The 15,667-nt window shown below is 68.0% G+C and carries 21 protein-coding genes; 10 read left to right on the top strand and 11 right to left on the bottom strand.

Annotated features, from left to right (window positions below; all coding sequences use genetic code 11):
- The first annotated feature begins 53 nt into the window (after positions 1-53).
- Positions 54-596: a hypothetical protein gene (locus E0L93_RS00355; protein WP_132687138.1), complete on the top strand. Its 543-nt coding sequence runs from the start codon at positions 54-56 to the stop codon at positions 594-596.
- On the opposite strand, the gene E0L93_RS15610 is transcribed toward E0L93_RS00355, so the two are convergent.
- On the bottom strand, positions 555-1,031 hold the full coding sequence (locus E0L93_RS15610) for a GNAT family N-acetyltransferase (protein WP_165874054.1): 477 nt from the start codon (positions 1,029-1,031) through the stop codon (positions 555-557). The genes E0L93_RS00355 and E0L93_RS15610 overlap by 42 nt on opposite strands.
- A 30-nt stretch (positions 1,032-1,061) precedes the next feature.
- Between E0L93_RS15610 and E0L93_RS15605 the strand changes: the two genes are divergently transcribed.
- Positions 1,062-1,664 (top strand): hypothetical protein, encoded by a 603-nt coding sequence (locus tag E0L93_RS15605; RefSeq protein WP_165874053.1) that lies wholly within the window; start codon positions 1,062-1,064, stop codon positions 1,662-1,664.
- A 34-nt stretch (positions 1,665-1,698) separates the two neighbouring features.
- Complete coding sequence (locus E0L93_RS15600; RefSeq protein ID WP_165874052.1) at positions 1,699-1,872, top strand: hypothetical protein; 174 nt, start codon at positions 1,699-1,701, stop codon at positions 1,870-1,872.
- Here the strand turns inward: E0L93_RS15600 and E0L93_RS00345 are convergent.
- From E0L93_RS00345 to E0L93_RS00330, 4 genes are all read right to left on the bottom strand, one after another.
- Complete coding sequence (locus tag E0L93_RS00345) at positions 1,869-3,044, bottom strand: SpoIID/LytB domain-containing protein (protein WP_132687135.1); 1,176 nt, start codon at positions 3,042-3,044, stop codon at positions 1,869-1,871. The genes E0L93_RS15600 and E0L93_RS00345 overlap by 4 nt on opposite strands.
- 97 nt (positions 3,045-3,141) lie before the next feature.
- Complete coding sequence (locus tag E0L93_RS00340; RefSeq protein WP_132687133.1) at positions 3,142-3,888, bottom strand: type 1 glutamine amidotransferase; 747 nt, start codon at positions 3,886-3,888, stop codon at positions 3,142-3,144.
- On the bottom strand, positions 3,885-5,282 hold the full coding sequence (locus E0L93_RS00335; RefSeq protein ID WP_132687131.1) for a Mur ligase family protein: 1,398 nt from the start codon (positions 5,280-5,282) through the stop codon (positions 3,885-3,887). The genes E0L93_RS00340 and E0L93_RS00335 overlap by 4 nt, the downstream gene beginning before the upstream one ends.
- A 104-nt stretch (positions 5,283-5,386) precedes the next feature.
- Positions 5,387-5,857: a flavodoxin domain-containing protein gene (locus tag E0L93_RS00330; protein WP_165874051.1), complete on the bottom strand. Its 471-nt coding sequence runs from the start codon at positions 5,855-5,857 to the stop codon at positions 5,387-5,389.
- Positions 5,858-5,957: 100 nt separating this feature from the next.
- Between E0L93_RS00330 and E0L93_RS00325 the strand changes: the two genes are divergently transcribed.
- The 3 genes from E0L93_RS00325 to thpR are packed head-to-tail and all read left to right on the top strand — an operon-like array spanning position 5,958 to position 7,756.
- Positions 5,958-6,383 carry a hypothetical protein gene (locus tag E0L93_RS00325; protein WP_132687128.1) on the top strand — a complete coding sequence of 142 codons (426 nt, stop codon included), beginning with the start codon at positions 5,958-5,960 and terminating at the stop codon, positions 6,381-6,383.
- A 39-nt stretch (positions 6,384-6,422) separates the two neighbouring features.
- Positions 6,423-7,193 carry a nickel pincer cofactor biosynthesis protein LarB gene (larB, locus tag E0L93_RS00320; protein ID WP_132687126.1) on the top strand — a complete coding sequence of 257 codons (771 nt, stop codon included), beginning with the start codon at positions 6,423-6,425 and terminating at the stop codon, positions 7,191-7,193.
- The gene (gene thpR / locus E0L93_RS00315) at positions 7,190-7,756 is read left to right on the top strand and encodes an RNA 2',3'-cyclic phosphodiesterase (RefSeq protein ID WP_165874050.1); all 567 of its coding nucleotides are present in this window, start codon (positions 7,190-7,192) and stop codon (positions 7,754-7,756) included. The genes larB and thpR overlap by 4 nt, the downstream gene beginning before the upstream one ends.
- Before the next feature lie 123 nt (positions 7,757-7,879).
- Here thpR and E0L93_RS00310 read toward each other — a convergent pair whose 3' ends face one another.
- A complete protein-coding gene (locus E0L93_RS00310) occupies positions 7,880-8,335 on the bottom strand; it encodes a hypothetical protein (RefSeq protein WP_132687123.1) in 456 nt (151 codons plus the stop codon).
- Between the two features lie 420 nt (positions 8,336-8,755).
- On the opposite strand from E0L93_RS00310, the gene E0L93_RS00305 reads away from it, so the two are divergent.
- Both E0L93_RS00305 and E0L93_RS00300 read left to right on the top strand, forming a co-directional pair.
- Complete coding sequence (locus E0L93_RS00305) at positions 8,756-9,643, top strand: diacylglycerol/lipid kinase family protein (RefSeq protein ID WP_132687121.1); 888 nt, start codon at positions 8,756-8,758, stop codon at positions 9,641-9,643.
- A gap of 116 nt (positions 9,644-9,759) precedes the next feature.
- Entirely contained in the window at positions 9,760-10,674 is a 915-nt protein-coding gene (locus tag E0L93_RS00300) for an ACP S-malonyltransferase (RefSeq protein WP_132687119.1), read from the top strand.
- A 7-nt stretch (positions 10,675-10,681) separates the two neighbouring features.
- On the opposite strand, the gene E0L93_RS00295 is transcribed toward E0L93_RS00300, so the two are convergent.
- From E0L93_RS00295 to E0L93_RS00280, 4 genes are all read right to left on the bottom strand, one after another.
- Complete coding sequence (locus E0L93_RS00295; protein ID WP_132687117.1) at positions 10,682-11,635, bottom strand: lysylphosphatidylglycerol synthase transmembrane domain-containing protein; 954 nt, start codon at positions 11,633-11,635, stop codon at positions 10,682-10,684.
- Between the two features lie 60 nt (positions 11,636-11,695).
- Positions 11,696-12,817: a proton-conducting membrane transporter gene (locus E0L93_RS00290; protein ID WP_132687115.1), complete on the bottom strand. Its 1,122-nt coding sequence runs from the start codon at positions 12,815-12,817 to the stop codon at positions 11,696-11,698.
- 183 nt (positions 12,818-13,000) lie between these two features.
- A complete protein-coding gene (locus tag E0L93_RS00285) occupies positions 13,001-13,303 on the bottom strand; it encodes a type II toxin-antitoxin system VapC family toxin (RefSeq protein ID WP_207890242.1) in 303 nt (100 codons plus the stop codon).
- 61 nt (positions 13,304-13,364) lie between these two features.
- Entirely contained in the window at positions 13,365-13,592 is a 228-nt protein-coding gene (locus E0L93_RS00280; RefSeq protein WP_132687114.1) for a ribbon-helix-helix protein, CopG family, read from the bottom strand.
- 144 nt (positions 13,593-13,736) lie between these two features.
- On the opposite strand from E0L93_RS00280, the gene E0L93_RS00275 reads away from it, so the two are divergent.
- Both E0L93_RS00275 and E0L93_RS00270 read left to right on the top strand, forming a co-directional pair.
- Complete coding sequence (locus E0L93_RS00275) at positions 13,737-14,315, top strand: Uma2 family endonuclease (protein WP_132687112.1); 579 nt, start codon at positions 13,737-13,739, stop codon at positions 14,313-14,315.
- A gap of 629 nt (positions 14,316-14,944) precedes the next feature.
- Complete coding sequence (locus E0L93_RS00270) at positions 14,945-15,181, top strand: PIN domain-containing protein (RefSeq protein WP_132687111.1); 237 nt, start codon at positions 14,945-14,947, stop codon at positions 15,179-15,181.
- Positions 15,182-15,190: 9 nt separating this feature from the next.
- Here E0L93_RS00270 and E0L93_RS00265 read toward each other — a convergent pair whose 3' ends face one another.
- Positions 15,191-15,475 carry a hypothetical protein gene (locus E0L93_RS00265; RefSeq protein ID WP_132687109.1) on the bottom strand — a complete coding sequence of 95 codons (285 nt, stop codon included), beginning with the start codon at positions 15,473-15,475 and terminating at the stop codon, positions 15,191-15,193.
- Between the last annotated feature and the right edge of the window lie 192 nt (positions 15,476-15,667).

Here is a 15,667-nt window from a genome sequence, read left to right as displayed (position 1 = left end):
GCCCGCTCCTGACAGTCGCGGCGGCCCGCCCGGCACCCGTATATACTGGGGTCGTGGCGAAGCGGGGATACACACGGGACACGATCCGGGGCGGCCCGAGCGAGTGGGACGTATCCCGGCCGTTCTCCAGCTTCGCCCGCCTGCTGGGGCGTCTCGTCGCCCACCCGGCGCACTTCTTCGAGGTCCTGCCCCGCATCCCGGACATCCGGGCCCCGGCGATGTTCCTGGGCTTCTGCAGCGTCGCGGCGGCGGTGCTGTGGCTTCTTCTGCACGGGTGGCTGCCCGCGCTCCTGATCCTGCTCCTGACCGGGCCGGGCTCGGCCTTCCTCGCCGGACTGTGCCGCCTCGGGACGCCGGGCGGGCGGTACGGCTTCACCGCTACCTGGCGCACGCTGGTCTACCCGCTCGGGTTCTTCCTGACGCTCTCCTGGATACCGCCCCTGCAGCTTCCGGCCGCCGCCTACTTCGGCGGGCTGCTGGTGGCGGTGGGGCTCTGGAAGGTGCGCGAGATCCCCTTCGCCATGGCCGCCCTGAACGCGGCCGCCGTGGCCACGCTACTCTTCATCGGGGTGCGGGGGATTCTCCAGGTCTCCTAGGAACTCCATCAGGATGTGCCCCGTCTCTATGAATCCTAAAGACCGGTAGAAGTTGCGGGCAGGCTCGTTGTCCGCAGCCACCGCGAGCTCTATGGCCCTGGCTCCCTCCTCCGCGCCGATGCCCTGAACCTCGGACATCAGGAGCTTCCCGATTCCCCGCCCGCGGGCACCGCGCGCCACGACGAGCATCGGCACCTCCACAACCACCCCTCCGTGCGCAAGGTCGGGCTTTACCCACACGCTCGCGGCGCCCAATACCTCTCCTCCCTCGCCCTCGGCCACGAGCACCCGGGCCCTGCCCTCATCCAGCAGCCTCCGGAGCGTCCTACCGACCTCCGCGAATTCCGGCGGCTCGTCGCCCAGCACCCGCGCGAGCTCGCCGGAGAGGGCGCAGATGGCCTCCGCATCCCCCGGCCGGGCCGGGCGCACGCTCACCGCACCGCTCTCCCGGGTAAACTGGAAAACGTGGACTGGCGCGACTCGGACATGATCTTCGCCCTCTCCCGCATCTGGGACCGGCTGGGAACCGTGCTCTGGGCCGGCCTTCTGGGCTCCTTCCTCTCCCTCTCGGTCATCCTCCTGCCCCCGGCGCTGGCGGCCGGAGCCGGAGCCGCCACGCACGCCATGAGATCCCAGGACTTCGGCCCGCGAGACTTCTTCGCAACGGGGCGGCGGTACTTCTTCCGGGCATGGGCCCTCTTCCTGCCGCTCGCGGTCATCCTCGCCATCCTCCTCTTCAACCTCAGGTTCTACGCCCTCCAGAGCGGACTCCTCTGGTCGCTCCCCTTCTCCCTGACGCTCGGACTCCTCTTCGCCTTCGCCCTGATCTCCCCCTTCCTCTACCCGGCCATGGTCGGAGAGGGCCTCAGCCTGCGCGACACCCTCCGCGTCTCGCTCGCAACCGCGGCCCGGCGGCCGGCTACGGCCACCCTCTCGACCCTGATGATAGCCGGCCTGGGGATCGTCCTGCTGATTACCACGGTCGGGCTCTTCCTGCTCTGGCCCGCGCTCTTCTTCTTCCCGGCCAGCATGCTGCGAGAGCGCGCCGGAAGATCCGCCCCCACCTAGCAACATGATATACTTTTTGCGAGGAGTCTCCGGAATGACCGGCAGCAGAGAGGAGGGCAAGGGCCGCCGCGGGCGGGCGCACCGACCGAGCGGGCCGGACCGGCTGGTTCTGGAGCGCGAGCGCCTCCGGGTGGAAGAGGCGGAGCGCAGGCGGCTTATCCGGCTGCAGATCGAGCGCTGCCACTCGTACCGGCGGCCCGGTCTCTAGCAGGCGTCTCCGAACCAGATCCGGGCGGCGGGCAGCGGTCCGCCCGGGCGGGTGGAGCCGTCCGCCAGCCGGATGCCGGTGGTGCGCAGATTGTCGCGAATGGCATACTGGCCGGAGATCTCCCTCGATCCCTCGGTTCCGGTAACGCGCACCCGCATCGCCCGTCCCGAGGGAGTGCGCTCCAGAACCCGCGCCTCGGTCACGGTCCCGATCCCGAGGCCCGCGCCGCTCAGCGTCCCGCTCCAGCGCATCCAGGGCGAGTTTGCCCGCCGCTCGAAGGGCCGCCCGGCGGCGTCGACGTCCCGGATCGCTTTCAGGTAGGGTACGGCGTTGAAGACGTAGCGGGAGTCCTCGCTGTATCCCCCGTTCGCCGCCGAGAAGAAGGCCGTGATCGGCCGTCCGTCGTAGAGCGCATAGACCCGGGCGGTGGCGGAGACGGCCCGGTTGGTGGCCGGAGTCTCGGCCGAGGCTCCCCCGTAGACCATGGAGCCGGTCGTGAGATCGTAGGGCCCACTCTTCAGCGAGGCGCGCGCGAAGGACCGGGCGGCGACCGCCTGAGCGCGCAGCGCGGCCTGATGCCAGGAGGGTGGCATCTCCAGCGGGACCACGCCCCGGATGTAGGCCTCGATCCGGAGCCGGTTCACCGTCCGCAGCTCGGAGCCGGAGCGCTGTATCAGCAGAGCCCCGCGGTAGTCGCGGCTTCCGTACCCCAGCGGTCCGCCGGAGGCGGGCTGGAAGACCAGCGGCCCCCGGTAGCTCCCCACCGCGCGTCCGGCGGAGACGTTCACGACCCGGTAGAGGTTCCGGTCGGGGAGGTAGCGGACCCGGTAGGTGCCGGGCTCCAGGCTCACCTGCCCCCCCGTGGCCCGGTTGATGAGACGCCCCTCGCGCCCCGGGCGCACCGTCACGTCCTGGGTGGAGCCGGAGCCCAGCAGCACCCGCACCACGGGATCGTCCGGAAGCCGGCGTACCTGTGTCCCCGCGTAGTAGGAGCGGATGATCAGGGCGTAGCCCTGCCCGGCCTGCGCCCGGCCCAGAGCCCCCCACTGGCTCATCCCCACACCGTGCCCGTAGCCCGAGCCGCAGACCCGGACGCCGGACTGGCCCTCTGCAGGCGCTGCGGGGGCCAGCAGCACCGCAAGCCCGAAGGCGAGGGCTATCCCGGCCAGCAACGCTCCCCATACTCTATGCAATGAACCTTCCTTTCCGTGCAGGGAACTCCGGCGGTCGACGAACATTTTTCGGCAGAAATCCTCCGGGACTTTAGCCTCACCGCCGCCCGCGGGCGCGCTCCACCGCCGCGGCGAACGCCGCCTGCTCTGCGGAGTCGTCCAGCGGCTCCAGCTTGAAGGAGTCGTCCACCCGGCGGATTGCGCTCTCGATCAAAAGGTCCGTAAACCAGGGGTTCTTGGGCAGCAGCGAGCCGTGCAGGTAGGTGCCGTAGCAGTTGTCCCGGCGGGCGCCCTCCGTGCCGTCCTCGCCGTTGTTGCCGTGCCCGAGCACGACGTACCCCAGCGGCTCCACGTCCCCAAGCCGGGTGCGCCCGCCGTGGTTCTCGAACCCGACCAGCTCGCGCTCGGAGCCGTCCGGCAGCCCGACCCGGACGATCACGTTCCCGATCAGGCGCTCCTCGTGCGGCTTGCGCGGCTCCGTGCGGAGGTCGAAGATGCCCACCCCGGAGAGCCGGTCACCCTCCGGCGTCTCGTAGGAGTGGCCCATGAGCTGGTAGCCGCCGCAGACGCCCAGGATCACGCCGCCGTCGTCCGCAATGGCCCGCAGGTCCGCACCCTTGGACCCCGAGAGATCCTCCACCAGCAGCGCCTGCTCCCGGTCCTGCCCGCCGCCGAAGAGGAAGATGTCGCAGCCGGTCGGCCTTATCTTCTCCCCCAGGTCCACGTCCACCACCTCCACGGCGATGCCGCGCCACTCGCAGCGCTTCTTGATGGAGATGACGTTCCCCCGGTCCCCGTAGAGGTTCATCATGTTCGCGTAGAGGTGATGGATCGTGAGCTTCATCTGTCCTCCCAGAACGGGTGCGTGTACCCCAGGTCGCTGAGAACGCGCCGGATCTCCAGCATCGCCGTGTAGGTCGGCAGCACGTAGAGCGTGCCGCCTGGGGGCGTCCGCCGGAGCGCGCGCTCCAGCGCCGTGCGGCGGTCGGGCACGGTCTCCCGCACGGGTATCTCCGCGTACTTCAGGCGCACGGTCATGTCCTCAGCCCGGATGCCGCTGGTGGTTATGTCTGCCCGGATCCCGCCGAGCATCTCGAAGTCCACGTCCCACAGCCAGGAGACGTCGCGGCCGTCGGCGTGGTTGTCGTTGATGGCGATGAGCACGTTCTGTGCCTCCCCGCCGGCGAGGAAGGTGCGCAAGATCTCGTTGAACCCTACCGGGTTCTTGATGAGCAGCAGGAAGACCTCCCGGTCCCCGGCCCTCACGCGCTCGACGCGTCCGAAAGCGCCGCCGAAACCCCGGATGCCCTCCATCACGCGCCCGGGCTTCACGCCGGCGCTCAGGGAGACCGCCGCCGCCGCGAGCGCGTTGTAGACGTTGTACAGCCCGGGCAGGTTCACCCGCACCCGGTGCTCCCCCTCCGGCGTGACGAGCGTGAAGTCCGAACCGCGCGGGCCGTCCAGCCTCACCTCCCGGGCCGCGAACTGCGGCTCCGGACGCGAGAAGGCGCAGCTCTCGCAGTCGTAGAGACCCACGTGCCCGAAGTAGACGGCTCCGTACCGCAACGGCGCCCCGCAGACCGGACAGTTCCGGGAATCGGCGATGTGCTGCAGCACGCCGGTGTCCAGCGCGGGCTCCTCGACCCCGAAGTACAGCGTGCCCGGGAAGGTGTACCCGAGGCTCGCCACGAGCGGGTCGTCGGCGTTCAGTACAACCCGGCCCTCCGGCGGCAGCGAGCTGAAGGCCGAGGAGATCACCCGCCCCGTATGGGAGAGCTCGCCGTAGCGGTCGAGCTGGTCCCGGAACAGATTGAGAACCGCCAGCGTGTGCGGCTTCGCCTCCCTCACGACCTCGGGAACGCTGGCCTCGTCCACCTCGAAGAGCCCCATCTCCGAACGCGGCCGGCCAGAGAGGCCGGAGTCCGAGACGAGCGCCGCCGTCACACCGGTAGCGAGATTCGCCCCGGTGGAGTTGTTCATGGCCCGGATCCCGGCCGCAGAGAGTATCCTGCTCACCATCCGGGTGGTGGTGGTCTTGCCGTTGGTGCCCGTGATGGCGACCGCTCCTTCAGGCAGCATCCCGGAGAGCCTGGCGAGCACGCCGGGATCCACCCGCCGCGCGACCACGCCGGGGACCGTGGATCCCCCCCCGGTCCTCAGAGCACGGCTCGCGTGCCGCGCCGCCCGCGCAGCGAGTATCGCCGCCGCAAGCCGTGCCCGCTCCAGAATGCCGACCATGCGGGGATTATACCGGCCGGAGGGGAGGTATTCCGGGAACGCGCGTGGTGTACACCCGCGCGCCGCGCGGTAGGAATACAGAGCGGGGTACCCGGAGATGCTCTCTAGCCGCGGCCCCGCACGAGCTCGCGGAACCTCTCCACCGCCCGCCCGGCCCACTCGCGAGCCCCCTCTACATCCTCCTCCTCAGGCCAGCCGTCTATCTCGTACCGCCGGATAACCTCCTCGGCCCCAAGCTCGCCCAGAGTGCGGCTCCAGATCCGGCCCGCCGCACAGAAGTCCGGATACGCGCTGTCGCCGAGCCCGCAAACAGCGAACGCCACGCCGCCGAGATCGGGCCGCTCCTCCACCAGTTGCTCGTATAACCCCACAGAGTTCTCCGGCAACTCCCCATCACCGTGCGTCGCCGTGCACACGATCACAGCCCGGCCGCCGCCGAAAACCCCCGGCCCGACATCCTCCATGTCCACCACCTCAACACCCACCCCGGCCCCCTCCAGAGCCTCCGCCATCTCACCCGCCACATCCTCCGCAGTGCCCGTCTCAGTGCCGACCAGAATCACTACGCGCTCCATCTCGCCTCCTCGTCTCGCCTCTCCCAGCAACTTACTGACACTGATTGTTATTTTCATTGATCTCGATCAAATCCGTTAGAGATGAGCTATCCTTTCGGGCATGGGTGAGGAGACTATTTCGGTAAGTGAGGCGGCGCGGTTTTTGGGCGTTCCGGAGGAGGAGGTCCGTGAGCTGGCGGATGCCGGGGGCCGGGTACGGCTGGAGGAGGTACGGGCACGGGTGGGGGTAGCGGTATTGGGTTTAGAGCTAGCGCGGGCGCGGGAGGAGATCGGACATCTGCGGGCCCGGCTTCAGGAGGCGCGAGAGCGGAGCGTACGGCTGCAGAGGGAGTTGCGCGAGAGCACCGTCGAGCGGCGCAGGCTCACGGAGGAGATGATGGAGCTGCGGGCGGCGGCCGAGGAGCGGCTGATGCTCATGGAGCGCATCGAGCACATAGCGGACATTGAGCAGGAGCTGAAGGAGGCCCGTGGCGAGCTGGAGGAGCTGCGCAGCCGGGGTTTTCTGGCCCGGCTGCTGAACCGCTAGAGCGCCGCTCGCGCGAGATGCTAAACTCGCCTCCGGAGCATGGAAGAGCTGCGCAAGATCCTGACCGCCGTGGCTGCCGGGGCGATCTCGCCCGGGGAGGCGGAGCGCCGCCTCTCTTCTGGGGAGGTACGCTATCTGGACGAGTTCGCGGCTCTGGATACCGGGAGGGAGCGCCGCAAGGGCGTGCCGGAGGTCGTCTATGCTCCCGGCAAGACCCCGGAGCAGGTGGCCCGGATCTGCGCGGCGCTCGTTTCCTCCGGCGGGAGGAGGGCGCTCGTGAGCGGCGCGGACTCCGGGCACGAGGCGGCGATCCGGGAGCATCTCCCCGGGGTTCCGGCGCAGCGGGCCGGGCGCGCGCTGGTGATCGGCGCCGGGGAGCCGGAGCGCACCGGCGGCCGCGTGGGGCTGTTGACGGCCGGGACCTCGGACATACCGGTGGCTGAAGAGGCCGCGGCCGTGATGGAGCAGATGGGGTGTGAGGTACGCGGCTTCTACGACGTCGGGGTGGCCGGCATCCACCGGCTCGGCGTCCCCCTGCGGGAGTTGAGGAGCTTCGATCCCGATTGCGTGGTCGTCGCCGCCGGGATGGAGGGTGCGCTGCCCAGCGTGGTCGCCGGGCTCGTGGACGTGCCGGTCGTAGGGCTTCCCACCTCTACCGGATATGGTCTCGGCGGCGACGGGACCGCTGCGGTACTCAGCATGCTGCAGACCTGCTCGCCGGGCCTGGCCGTAGTGAACGTGGACAACGGAGTTGGAGCCGGAGCGATGGCCGCCCTCATAGCCAACCGCGCCGCCCGGGGACGCGGGTGAGGCTCTTCGTCGCCGTCGCGCTGCCGCAAAAGCTGCGCGAGTTCCTGCGGCAGGCGGTACGGGAGCTCCCCCACCGGGGCAGGGTGCGCTGGACGAAGCCGGAGAACCTCCACCTGACGCTCAAGTTCCTAGGTGAGGTTCCGGAGGGCTCTCTGGAGGAGGTCGCTGCCGCTCTGGAGGAAGTTCGCCGCCGCCACGCGCCGTTCGAGGCCGCGGTCTCGGGCCTGGGAGCCTTCCCCGCACCGCGCCGGGCGCGGGTGGTGTGGGCCGGCATCTCTGAGGGGGCCGGCCCCCTCGCCGCCCTCGCCGCCGACCTAGATGAGACGCTGCACCGGCGGACCGGGCTGGAGCGCGAGCAGCGGGAGTACCGGGCCCACATAACGCTGGGCCGGCCCGCGGGCCGGCCGGTCTCCTTCGATCCGGAAGCGATCAGCATCCCCGAGCGGCGCTTCCGGGTAGAGGGGTTCGATCTGATGCGGAGCGTCCTGAAACCCGGAGGGCCGGTCTATACGCCGCTCGGGAGCTTCGCTCTAGAGGGCGATCAGGGGCCCCACGGACATTAGCAGGAACAGCATCAGCAGGATCAAGAAGACCAGCATTATGAAGTTGTTGCTGCTCATCGGTTCACCGGCCTTTCCAGAGCGACGACCGCCAGAGGATATTCTATCCCCCAGCGTAATCCCGGTCTACAGCTCGCTGGCGTAAAACACGCGGCGGGAGGGTGCTATCTCCCCCTCCTCCGCCCTCCGGAGCCGGAGGGCGTGGAACTCCCCGATCTTCTCCGAAGCCAGCCGCACGTTGGGGTCCGCGTGCGAGCCGAACTCCAGCACGTCCTCCAGCCGGGCCGCCACAGAAAACCTCTCCAGCCCCCGTACCGCCCCGGCCTGCTTGTAGAAGAGGCGGCACTCGTAGCGGTCCCCAGCAGCGTCGTAGGTGACCAGGATCATCTCCGGACGCTCGCCCGCCACCCGCCGCGTCGCCTCCTGTACCTCGTACAGAATCCTGCGCCGCCGGTAAACCTCCCGCTGCCGCTCGTCCAACAAGATCTCCCCAAACTCCCGGTCGACCTCAAGCAGAGGATAAACCTCATCCCGCGCCCGCTCGGCCGCCCGTACCCACTCCCGTACCCCCTCGAGATCCATCCGAACCTCGCACCTCAGACACCGGAACTCCCGCGCCGTTACCGCCCGCAGACCACCCGGATGCGAACAACCCCCCGCATCTTCCAATAAATCCTCCATCACAGCCCCCTATTTTACCCGCCCTCCAGAATCCGGCGACTCTAACCCGAATACTCAAAATGCACTCTACCTCTACCTAAACGTTATATCAAGTGGGGCGGACGGCTCCCGGAGAAACCACGCCCCTTCTTGCCTGCAAACACCGGCGTTTCCCGGTCCGGCCCTGCCGCACCCCCGCTCCAACATCCCCGGACGGCCTCCTCACTCCTGCAGGTGAATCACTGTTAATCTCACAGTTAACTCTCATCTATAATAGTTGATGCAAGCGCTTTCAGGGATCAGGCAGGGCCGGGGCTCTGGTATATTGCTGCGGTTGAAGAGATGGAGGGACGCGAGGTACATCTGATCTTAAATCCCGTTGCGGGTAAGGGGCGGGCTGCCGGCAAGCGGGGGCGCATATCCCGGTTTCTGGACCGCTTCGGGATTGAGCACCGCTGGCATGTCACGCGGGGTCCGGGGGATGCGACCGGCATAGTGGCCGGGCTACCGGAGGGGGCGCTGCCGGTTGCCGTGGGCGGTGACGGGACGGTACACGAGGTAGCGCTGGCCTGCATCGGGACGCGGCGGATCATGGGGGTACTTCCGGCGGGCAGCGGCAACGATTACGTAAAGGCGCTCGGGATCGGGCCCTCTCTGGAGAGGGGGCTGCGGGCGCTTGCTGCCGGCTGTGTCCGGGAGGTGGACGCCGGGGAGGTGAACGGCGTCCGGTTCAACAACGGGCTCGGCATCGGTTTCGACGCCGAGGTAGCCGCCAACGTGGTCAAGGCTCCTGCCTGGCTCGGGGGGTTCGGGAGGTATATGTGGGCCGTCTACCGGCTGCTGCGGGAGCTGGAGTGCCGGGAGGCCCGCATCACGCTGGACGGTGAGGTAGTAGAGACGAAGACCGTGCTGGTGGCGGTAGCGCTAGGCACCACCTACGGGGCCAGGTTCCGGCTGGCTCCCATCTCGCGGCTGGACGACGGGCTCTTCGATGTGATCTGGTCCGAGGAGGTCGGCATCGGGGAGGTTCTGCGGCTCATCCCCTCCGTTCTGCGCGGGAGGCATCTGGATCACCCCAAGGTACACCACGCGCGGGCGAGGGAGGTGGCCGTGGAGCTGGAGCGGGTATCTCCGGCGCACGTGGACGGCGAGCTCTTGCCGCTCACGGGCGAGTTTCAAGCGCGGGTTCTGCCGCGGGCGCTGCGGGTGGTGGCGCCTCCCGGGGAGTAGCGGTTCGTAAAACCCGAGTTTAATGGTAAGCTACCCGGGTATATTCAGGGGCTGAAGTCGTACCTTTCGCACCGGCGGGGGGGCGGAGGACTCGGCGTTCGAGAGGTGTGGTGCAGATGAGAGCTTTCGTATTTCCGGGTCAGGGCGGCAGGGTTCCCGAGCCGCCCGAGGAGCTGCTGGGCGCGATCCGGCGCATCGTCGGGGAGCGGGTGCCGGATCAGGTAAAAGCCTTCGCCCGTGCCGCCCAGGACGCCCGCGAGGCGGAGCGGATGAACCTCCGGCCGGACGTGGTGGCCGGGCACTCTCTGGGCGAGTACGGCGCTGCCTACGCGGCCGGTTGCTTCGATCTGGAGACCGGGCTCTGGCTCGTGGCTCAACGGGACCGCTTCATGGCCGAAGCGGCCGAGAAGACACCCGGCGGCATGATCGCCGTCCTGCAGACCCGGCCCGAAGAGGTGGAGCGGGCGCTAGAGGGCATGGAGGGCTCCGTCGTGGCCGCCAACTACAACTCGCCGCGCCAGACCGTCATCTCCGGCGTCGTGGATGCGCTGGGCGAGGCCGTCTCGCGGCTGAAGGCCGTGCGGGCCCGGGCCGTCCGGCTCAACGTCTCGCTCGCCGCGCACTCCCCCTATGTGGCCGCCGCGGGCGAGAAGATGCGGGAAGCGCTGAACACGGTGGAGTTCCGAAGGCCGCAGGTGCCCGTTATCAGTGCCATGGACGGGAGCGTGCTGGAGAGCGCAGAGGCGGTGAAGGCCGCGCTCGAGGAGCAGATGGTTGCTCCGGTGCGGTGGGTGAAGGTGGTAGAGACCCTGACCCGGCTGCGCGTCGAGGAGTGGGTGGAGCTCGGCGGCGGCAACACGCTCACCCGCATGCTCCGGGACTTCGAGATCTCCCTAAGGGGCGTGAGCCTGGAGGAGCTGCGCTCGCGGCTCAGCCAGCAGGCGCCGAACGTGAACTTTGGGGAGCTGCGCTCGCGGCTCAGCCAGCAGGCGAACAATCTCCTGACGCGCAGGAACCGTGGGGAGGAGTGATCCCTCCTCAGCCTCTGGCCCGCATACCGCCCCCCACCTCCTGCCCGACGAGGAAGGCCCCGAGGACGAGCGGCAGGTGGTAGGTGATCCCCCGCCAGAGCAGGACCCCGCTCAGCAGGTAGCCGCCCGGAACATGAGGGGAGACGAGCGCGGCGAACCCGAGCTCAGCGGCTCCGCTCCCGCCCGGCGTCGGGGAGAGCGGCAGCAGCGCGTACAGCAGCAGCTGGGCCGTTATGACCGGCCCCCAGTCCCCCGTCCAGCCCGCCGCCATCAGGGCCAGCGGGCCGAGGGTCAGGTACACGGCCCAGTAGAGGACCATGAGCCCCGCGCAGAGCACGACGGCGCGTGGCTCCTTGCGCCAGAGCACCACGAAGCCGTCCTTCATGTCCTCCACGAATCCGGCCACCGTCCTCCGCACCGCCCCGCCCCGCGCGGCGCGTCTTCTGCGGGGCCGGCGCACCAGGCGGGCGATCAGCAGCCAGACGAGGGCCACCACGCCCCCCGCGGCCAGGAGCGTCCGGAGCTCGCCCGGGGGGAGCCCCGAGAGGAAGGCTAGGCCCAGCAACCCGCCGAAGACTATGACCGAGACGTTCAGCATCGCCTTGGTCGCCATGACCGCCCCGCCGAGCCCGGAGGCCAGCCCGAGCCTCCGGAGCATGTAGATCTGGTATGGAACCTCAGCTCCGCCGAACGGCGTCACGCCGCCCACGAACGAGGCTCCGAGGTGTACGCGCAGCATATCCCGCACCCGTACGTCCGGCAGCTGCGGCCGCACCAGAACGGCGAGCATCAGGCCGTGCAGCAGCCAGCCGAAGCCCGCCGCCGGAACCGCCAGGGCCAGCGGCCACCATTCGTTCACCCCCGGCATCCTCGCCCCGTCGCCGGCGCGGAGCCCGACCGCTGCAAGGGCGGCCAGGCTCAATAAAACTCCCAGGAGCAGTCCGAACGCCGGTCGCCTCACTCAACCTCCATGGGACTCAGGCGGACCGGGTCTCTTCCGGCCCGCAGACGGGCAGCTCCGCTACTCCCGCGGGCGAGCCGCTCCGGCCTCCGCTCCGGCCCCGCGTGTGAAGGCCCCGCCGCCGTCGATCGTCACCACGCCGTCCTCGATCGAGGAGACGGTGCCGTCCATGCTCGACCAGACCCCGATAGACAATCCCTCGTCCACGGGCTCACCGAGCTTCTGCTCGTAGGAGACCTCCTCGCCCTCGGAGACGAGCGGTCTCGCGGGCGTCAGGAACCGGCCGCCGAGCGGGATGACGACCCCGCTGACCTTCCCGACCAGCGAGATAGCCCCCTCCTCGGGGAGCCGGGTCTCGATCTTGCCGTACTCCTTGCTCGGCACCCCCTTCGGGATGACCAGGAAGCCGTTGGTGGTGCGCCGCACGAAGGCGTCGCCCTCGCCCAGAGACTCGATGCCCATCTCGTTCAGGTACGGCCCGCCGTCGATCACCGAGAGCCTGCCGGCCTCCTTCTCCACATCGACCCCGGAGATGGTGAGGAGCTCGGTGGCCGAGGCCCCCAGCGGGACCTCGTAGAGCTTCAGCGGCAGGTCGGGGCCGTAGACCTGCAGCCACTTGGTGGTTACCGGCCGCCCCTCGAACCAGGCCCGGTAGACGTTCAGCAGCGTCTCGGTGTTGTTCACTATGTGCCCGGCATCCGGCGGGAGCCCCGGACGCCTCGTACCGTCCGGCATCTCCACCCGGCGCGGCACCCACATCTCCCGGTCCTCCCGGAAGATGTTCTTGATGAGCGTCTTCTCCTCACCCATCGAGTACTTGTCCGGCACGAGTTTGACCTCGTAGAGCCCGCCGGCGTGCTCGATGTAGCGGGAGAACCACTCCTCATCCTTGAAGTGGACGCCCATGATGATCCGCTCGAAACCGAAGACGGCCCGCAGGGCCTCATACAGCCGCATGAACTCGTCGAAGAAATCCCGGTGCAACACCTTGTCCGCCCAGTAGCCCGGCTCGGACTCGGTGCAGTTCACGATCAGGCGCGGCTGAGGGTTCGCGTACTTGAAGTAGGTCGGGAAACCACCGCCGCCGGCACCCACGATGCCGGCCTGCCGCATCAGCTCCACGGCGTCTTTCCGGCCGAGGGACTTGACCTCCTCCAGCGTCCTCTGCTTGAACTCGACCAATCCTGATACCCCCGTGAGCGTGTCTCTGGGAAGGGACGATCCGTAATCTAAGGGCGCAGTATAATCCGTTTGTAGCGAATTAGCCAGAGCTTGTATCAGGAGGTATTGCCATCCCCGCACGAGCCCCCGGGCGGCTCCGGGGAGGTCATTTCTATCCCTGCCAGTCCGCCAGGCGCAGGCCCGCTACCCGGCCCCGAACTCCCGAACGTTGAGGCTCACGAGAGTAAGGTCTCTAGAACGCGCCAGAGCCGCTATCAGGAGGTCGTTGGGACCGATCAAGGCCCCGGCCCGCTGCAAGTCGGCGCGGATCACACCGTACTCCTCGGCCGCCCGGTCATCGAAGGCCACGCTCGCAAAGGGGGCGAAGAACCGCCGCAGCACGCTCAAGTTGTGCTCCACGCGCTCGCTGTTGCGCGCTCCGAAGTACAGTTCGGCTTTAGTGACCGCAGAGAGCGCCACCTCCCAGGGGTGCGTTCCCTGAGCCACCTTACGGCCTCGGGACTGGCTTTGATCAGCGCGATGGCCGCGTCCGTGTCGAGCAGACACCTCAACCCAAACGCGCCCGATCCTCGTAAGCTCCCTGCGGCGGGCGCTCCAGCTCTCCCTCCCAGCGGCCCAGGACCTCCTCGAAAAACCCCTCGGGCCACCGCTCTCCACCCACCTCCCGGCCGACGATCTCGGCCAGATAGGCCGACAGAGAACTGCCCCGCTCCCGAGCCCTCCTCCTGAGAGCCTCGGCCGTCTCTTCCGGCACGTAAAGATGCAACTGGGGCACCGTCCTACCTCCTTCTCAAGATAGAGCAGCGACATTCCGGCGAGCATACCATCTTCCGCAGCCAGAACCTGTACGGCCCGCGGTTCGCCATTCCCGACTCCAGGTTTCCTGCTGCTCCGGATTACACGTCCTCTCCCCTGTCGCATGCCGGAGCGGCCGGGCGGCGCCCAGACCCGGCTCCGTGCCCGGGTACCGGCGGGCAACCTCTGGAAGACCCGGGTCGGGATACCCAAGCCGGAAGACCGGGTCGAGCTCGTGGACGGCGAGGTCGTAGAGATGGCCCCGATAGGCAGCCGCCACCACGCCTGCGTGATGAGACTCGACGAACTGCTCAGGACTCATGGTACAGAAGAGTACCTGGTAAGCGTTCAGGAGCCGGTGCGGTTGAGCGAGATCAATGAGCTTCAACCCGATGTCGCCCTGCTCAAACGACGCGAGGACTTCTACTCGGAGGCTCCTCCCGCACCGGAAGACGTGCTTCTTGTGGTGGAGGTCTCGGACACCACGCCCGCCTACGACCGGAACGTCAAGCTGCCGCTCTATGCGAGATCGGGCATTCCGGAAGTGTGGATAGTCGATGTCGAGTCGCAGCGGGTGGAGATATACTCGGACCCCCAATCCGGCAGCTACAACACCGTCCGCCGGTACGGTACCCGGGATACTCTTCACTCAGCCACCGTCCCGGAGATCTCGCTGAGGGCGGGCGAGATCTTCGGCCGGTAACACGGAGCCGGGGCGAAACGGCTCCACGGTGGAGATCGGTGTTACCTCCACGACCGGTTCGTACAACGCTCGCGCCGTCTTCTATCCCGGAGTGCCGGTGAGCGCGGCCATCCCGCCCGGTACTCCCTGCCGGTTGGCTGCGCTAAAAGGTGTGGAAGCGCGAGGGTCTGCCGGGCGAGGAAGAGGCTATGAAGCTGGTCTGCGAGGAGCTGCACGCCGTGTGTGAGGAAGACGAGCAGCGCGAAGCCGGCGAGACTCAGGGTTAGAGGGTAAAGGAGCTGTACCGGGTCGTCTAGATCCCGGCGTTCTGGTCTCCGCCCGCATCTCCTTCAGGGGACGTGGAGCTCCGGCGGGCATGCTTATCGCTTGGTTCGAAGGCCGTTGCGAGCCGGCCGCCTCCGACAGGCTGCTTCGAGAGCCCGAACGTGTTTCTGGCAGGACGCGGATACCTGCAGCAGGGCGAGAGCAAGAAGCCGGGAGAGAGACCCTGGCCCTAGTATTCGCTGTATAGCGGGGGAAATGATCCTCCCTCCGGCGGGGTAAAGCCGCGCGGCCGGCGTAGCGGAGCGCCCAGAATCCGCGGCGGTGGCCCAGTGCCGGAAGCGGTGATAGAGGACCGGCGCTAGCGCTTGATCGTCTACCTGGACGAGGACGGATACCGGCAGGCGGTCTCCGATCTGGACGACGACTGGCCCGCCTACGCCCGGCTGAACGTCTCCAACCAGCTGGTCTACCATGCCGGCGAGCCGGCAGAAAAGTATGCTCTGCGCGGCTACGACTCGGTTCACCTGGCGAGCGCCTTCCGGTCCGCCGTTCGTCCGAGCCCGGTAGCCACAGACGCAATACTGCTTCGTGCTGCGCAGTAACGAACTCGGTTACTGCCAAAGGTCAGACCCAGAAACGATTCCAACACTCGCGCCAATACGGTACGCAACTCTCTGTCCGATACGGAGACCGTACAGCACGGCATCGGGGTTTCTGGCCAGCAAGCGGTCGGAGGCCGCCAGGTCCTCCTCGTCTATCTCGTACTCTCCGGTAGTGATATCCACAACCAGGAACTTGCCCGGGTGTTCGGATTCGACCTTCTCGCGTATCTCCCGTTCGTAGAGTTCCCGGCCGCGCCGGGCGATCTCTTCAGCGGTGTATCCGGCAGGTGGCATAACCCTGTTCCCCGCTTCTCTATTCTATATCTACGCTCCGAAGAAACACCTGATCAGACGATCTGCATGGGCATCGGCGTTCAGGCCGGTGAGACTTAAGTTCTCTTTCCTCCCGCCTTATAATGGTTGTGGAAGCTGCCTCTGGGAGGGGGATATAAGTGCATCCCGAACCGATACTCTTCGCCGCTCCAC

It is taken from the genome of Rubrobacter taiwanensis (genome assembly GCF_004337705.1).
Classification (GTDB): domain Bacteria; phylum Actinomycetota; class Rubrobacteria; order Rubrobacterales; family Rubrobacteraceae; genus Rubrobacter_C; species Rubrobacter_C taiwanensis.
The sequence above is the reverse complement of the archived record's forward strand: the minus strand, read 5'-3'. Positions and strand labels throughout refer to the sequence as shown.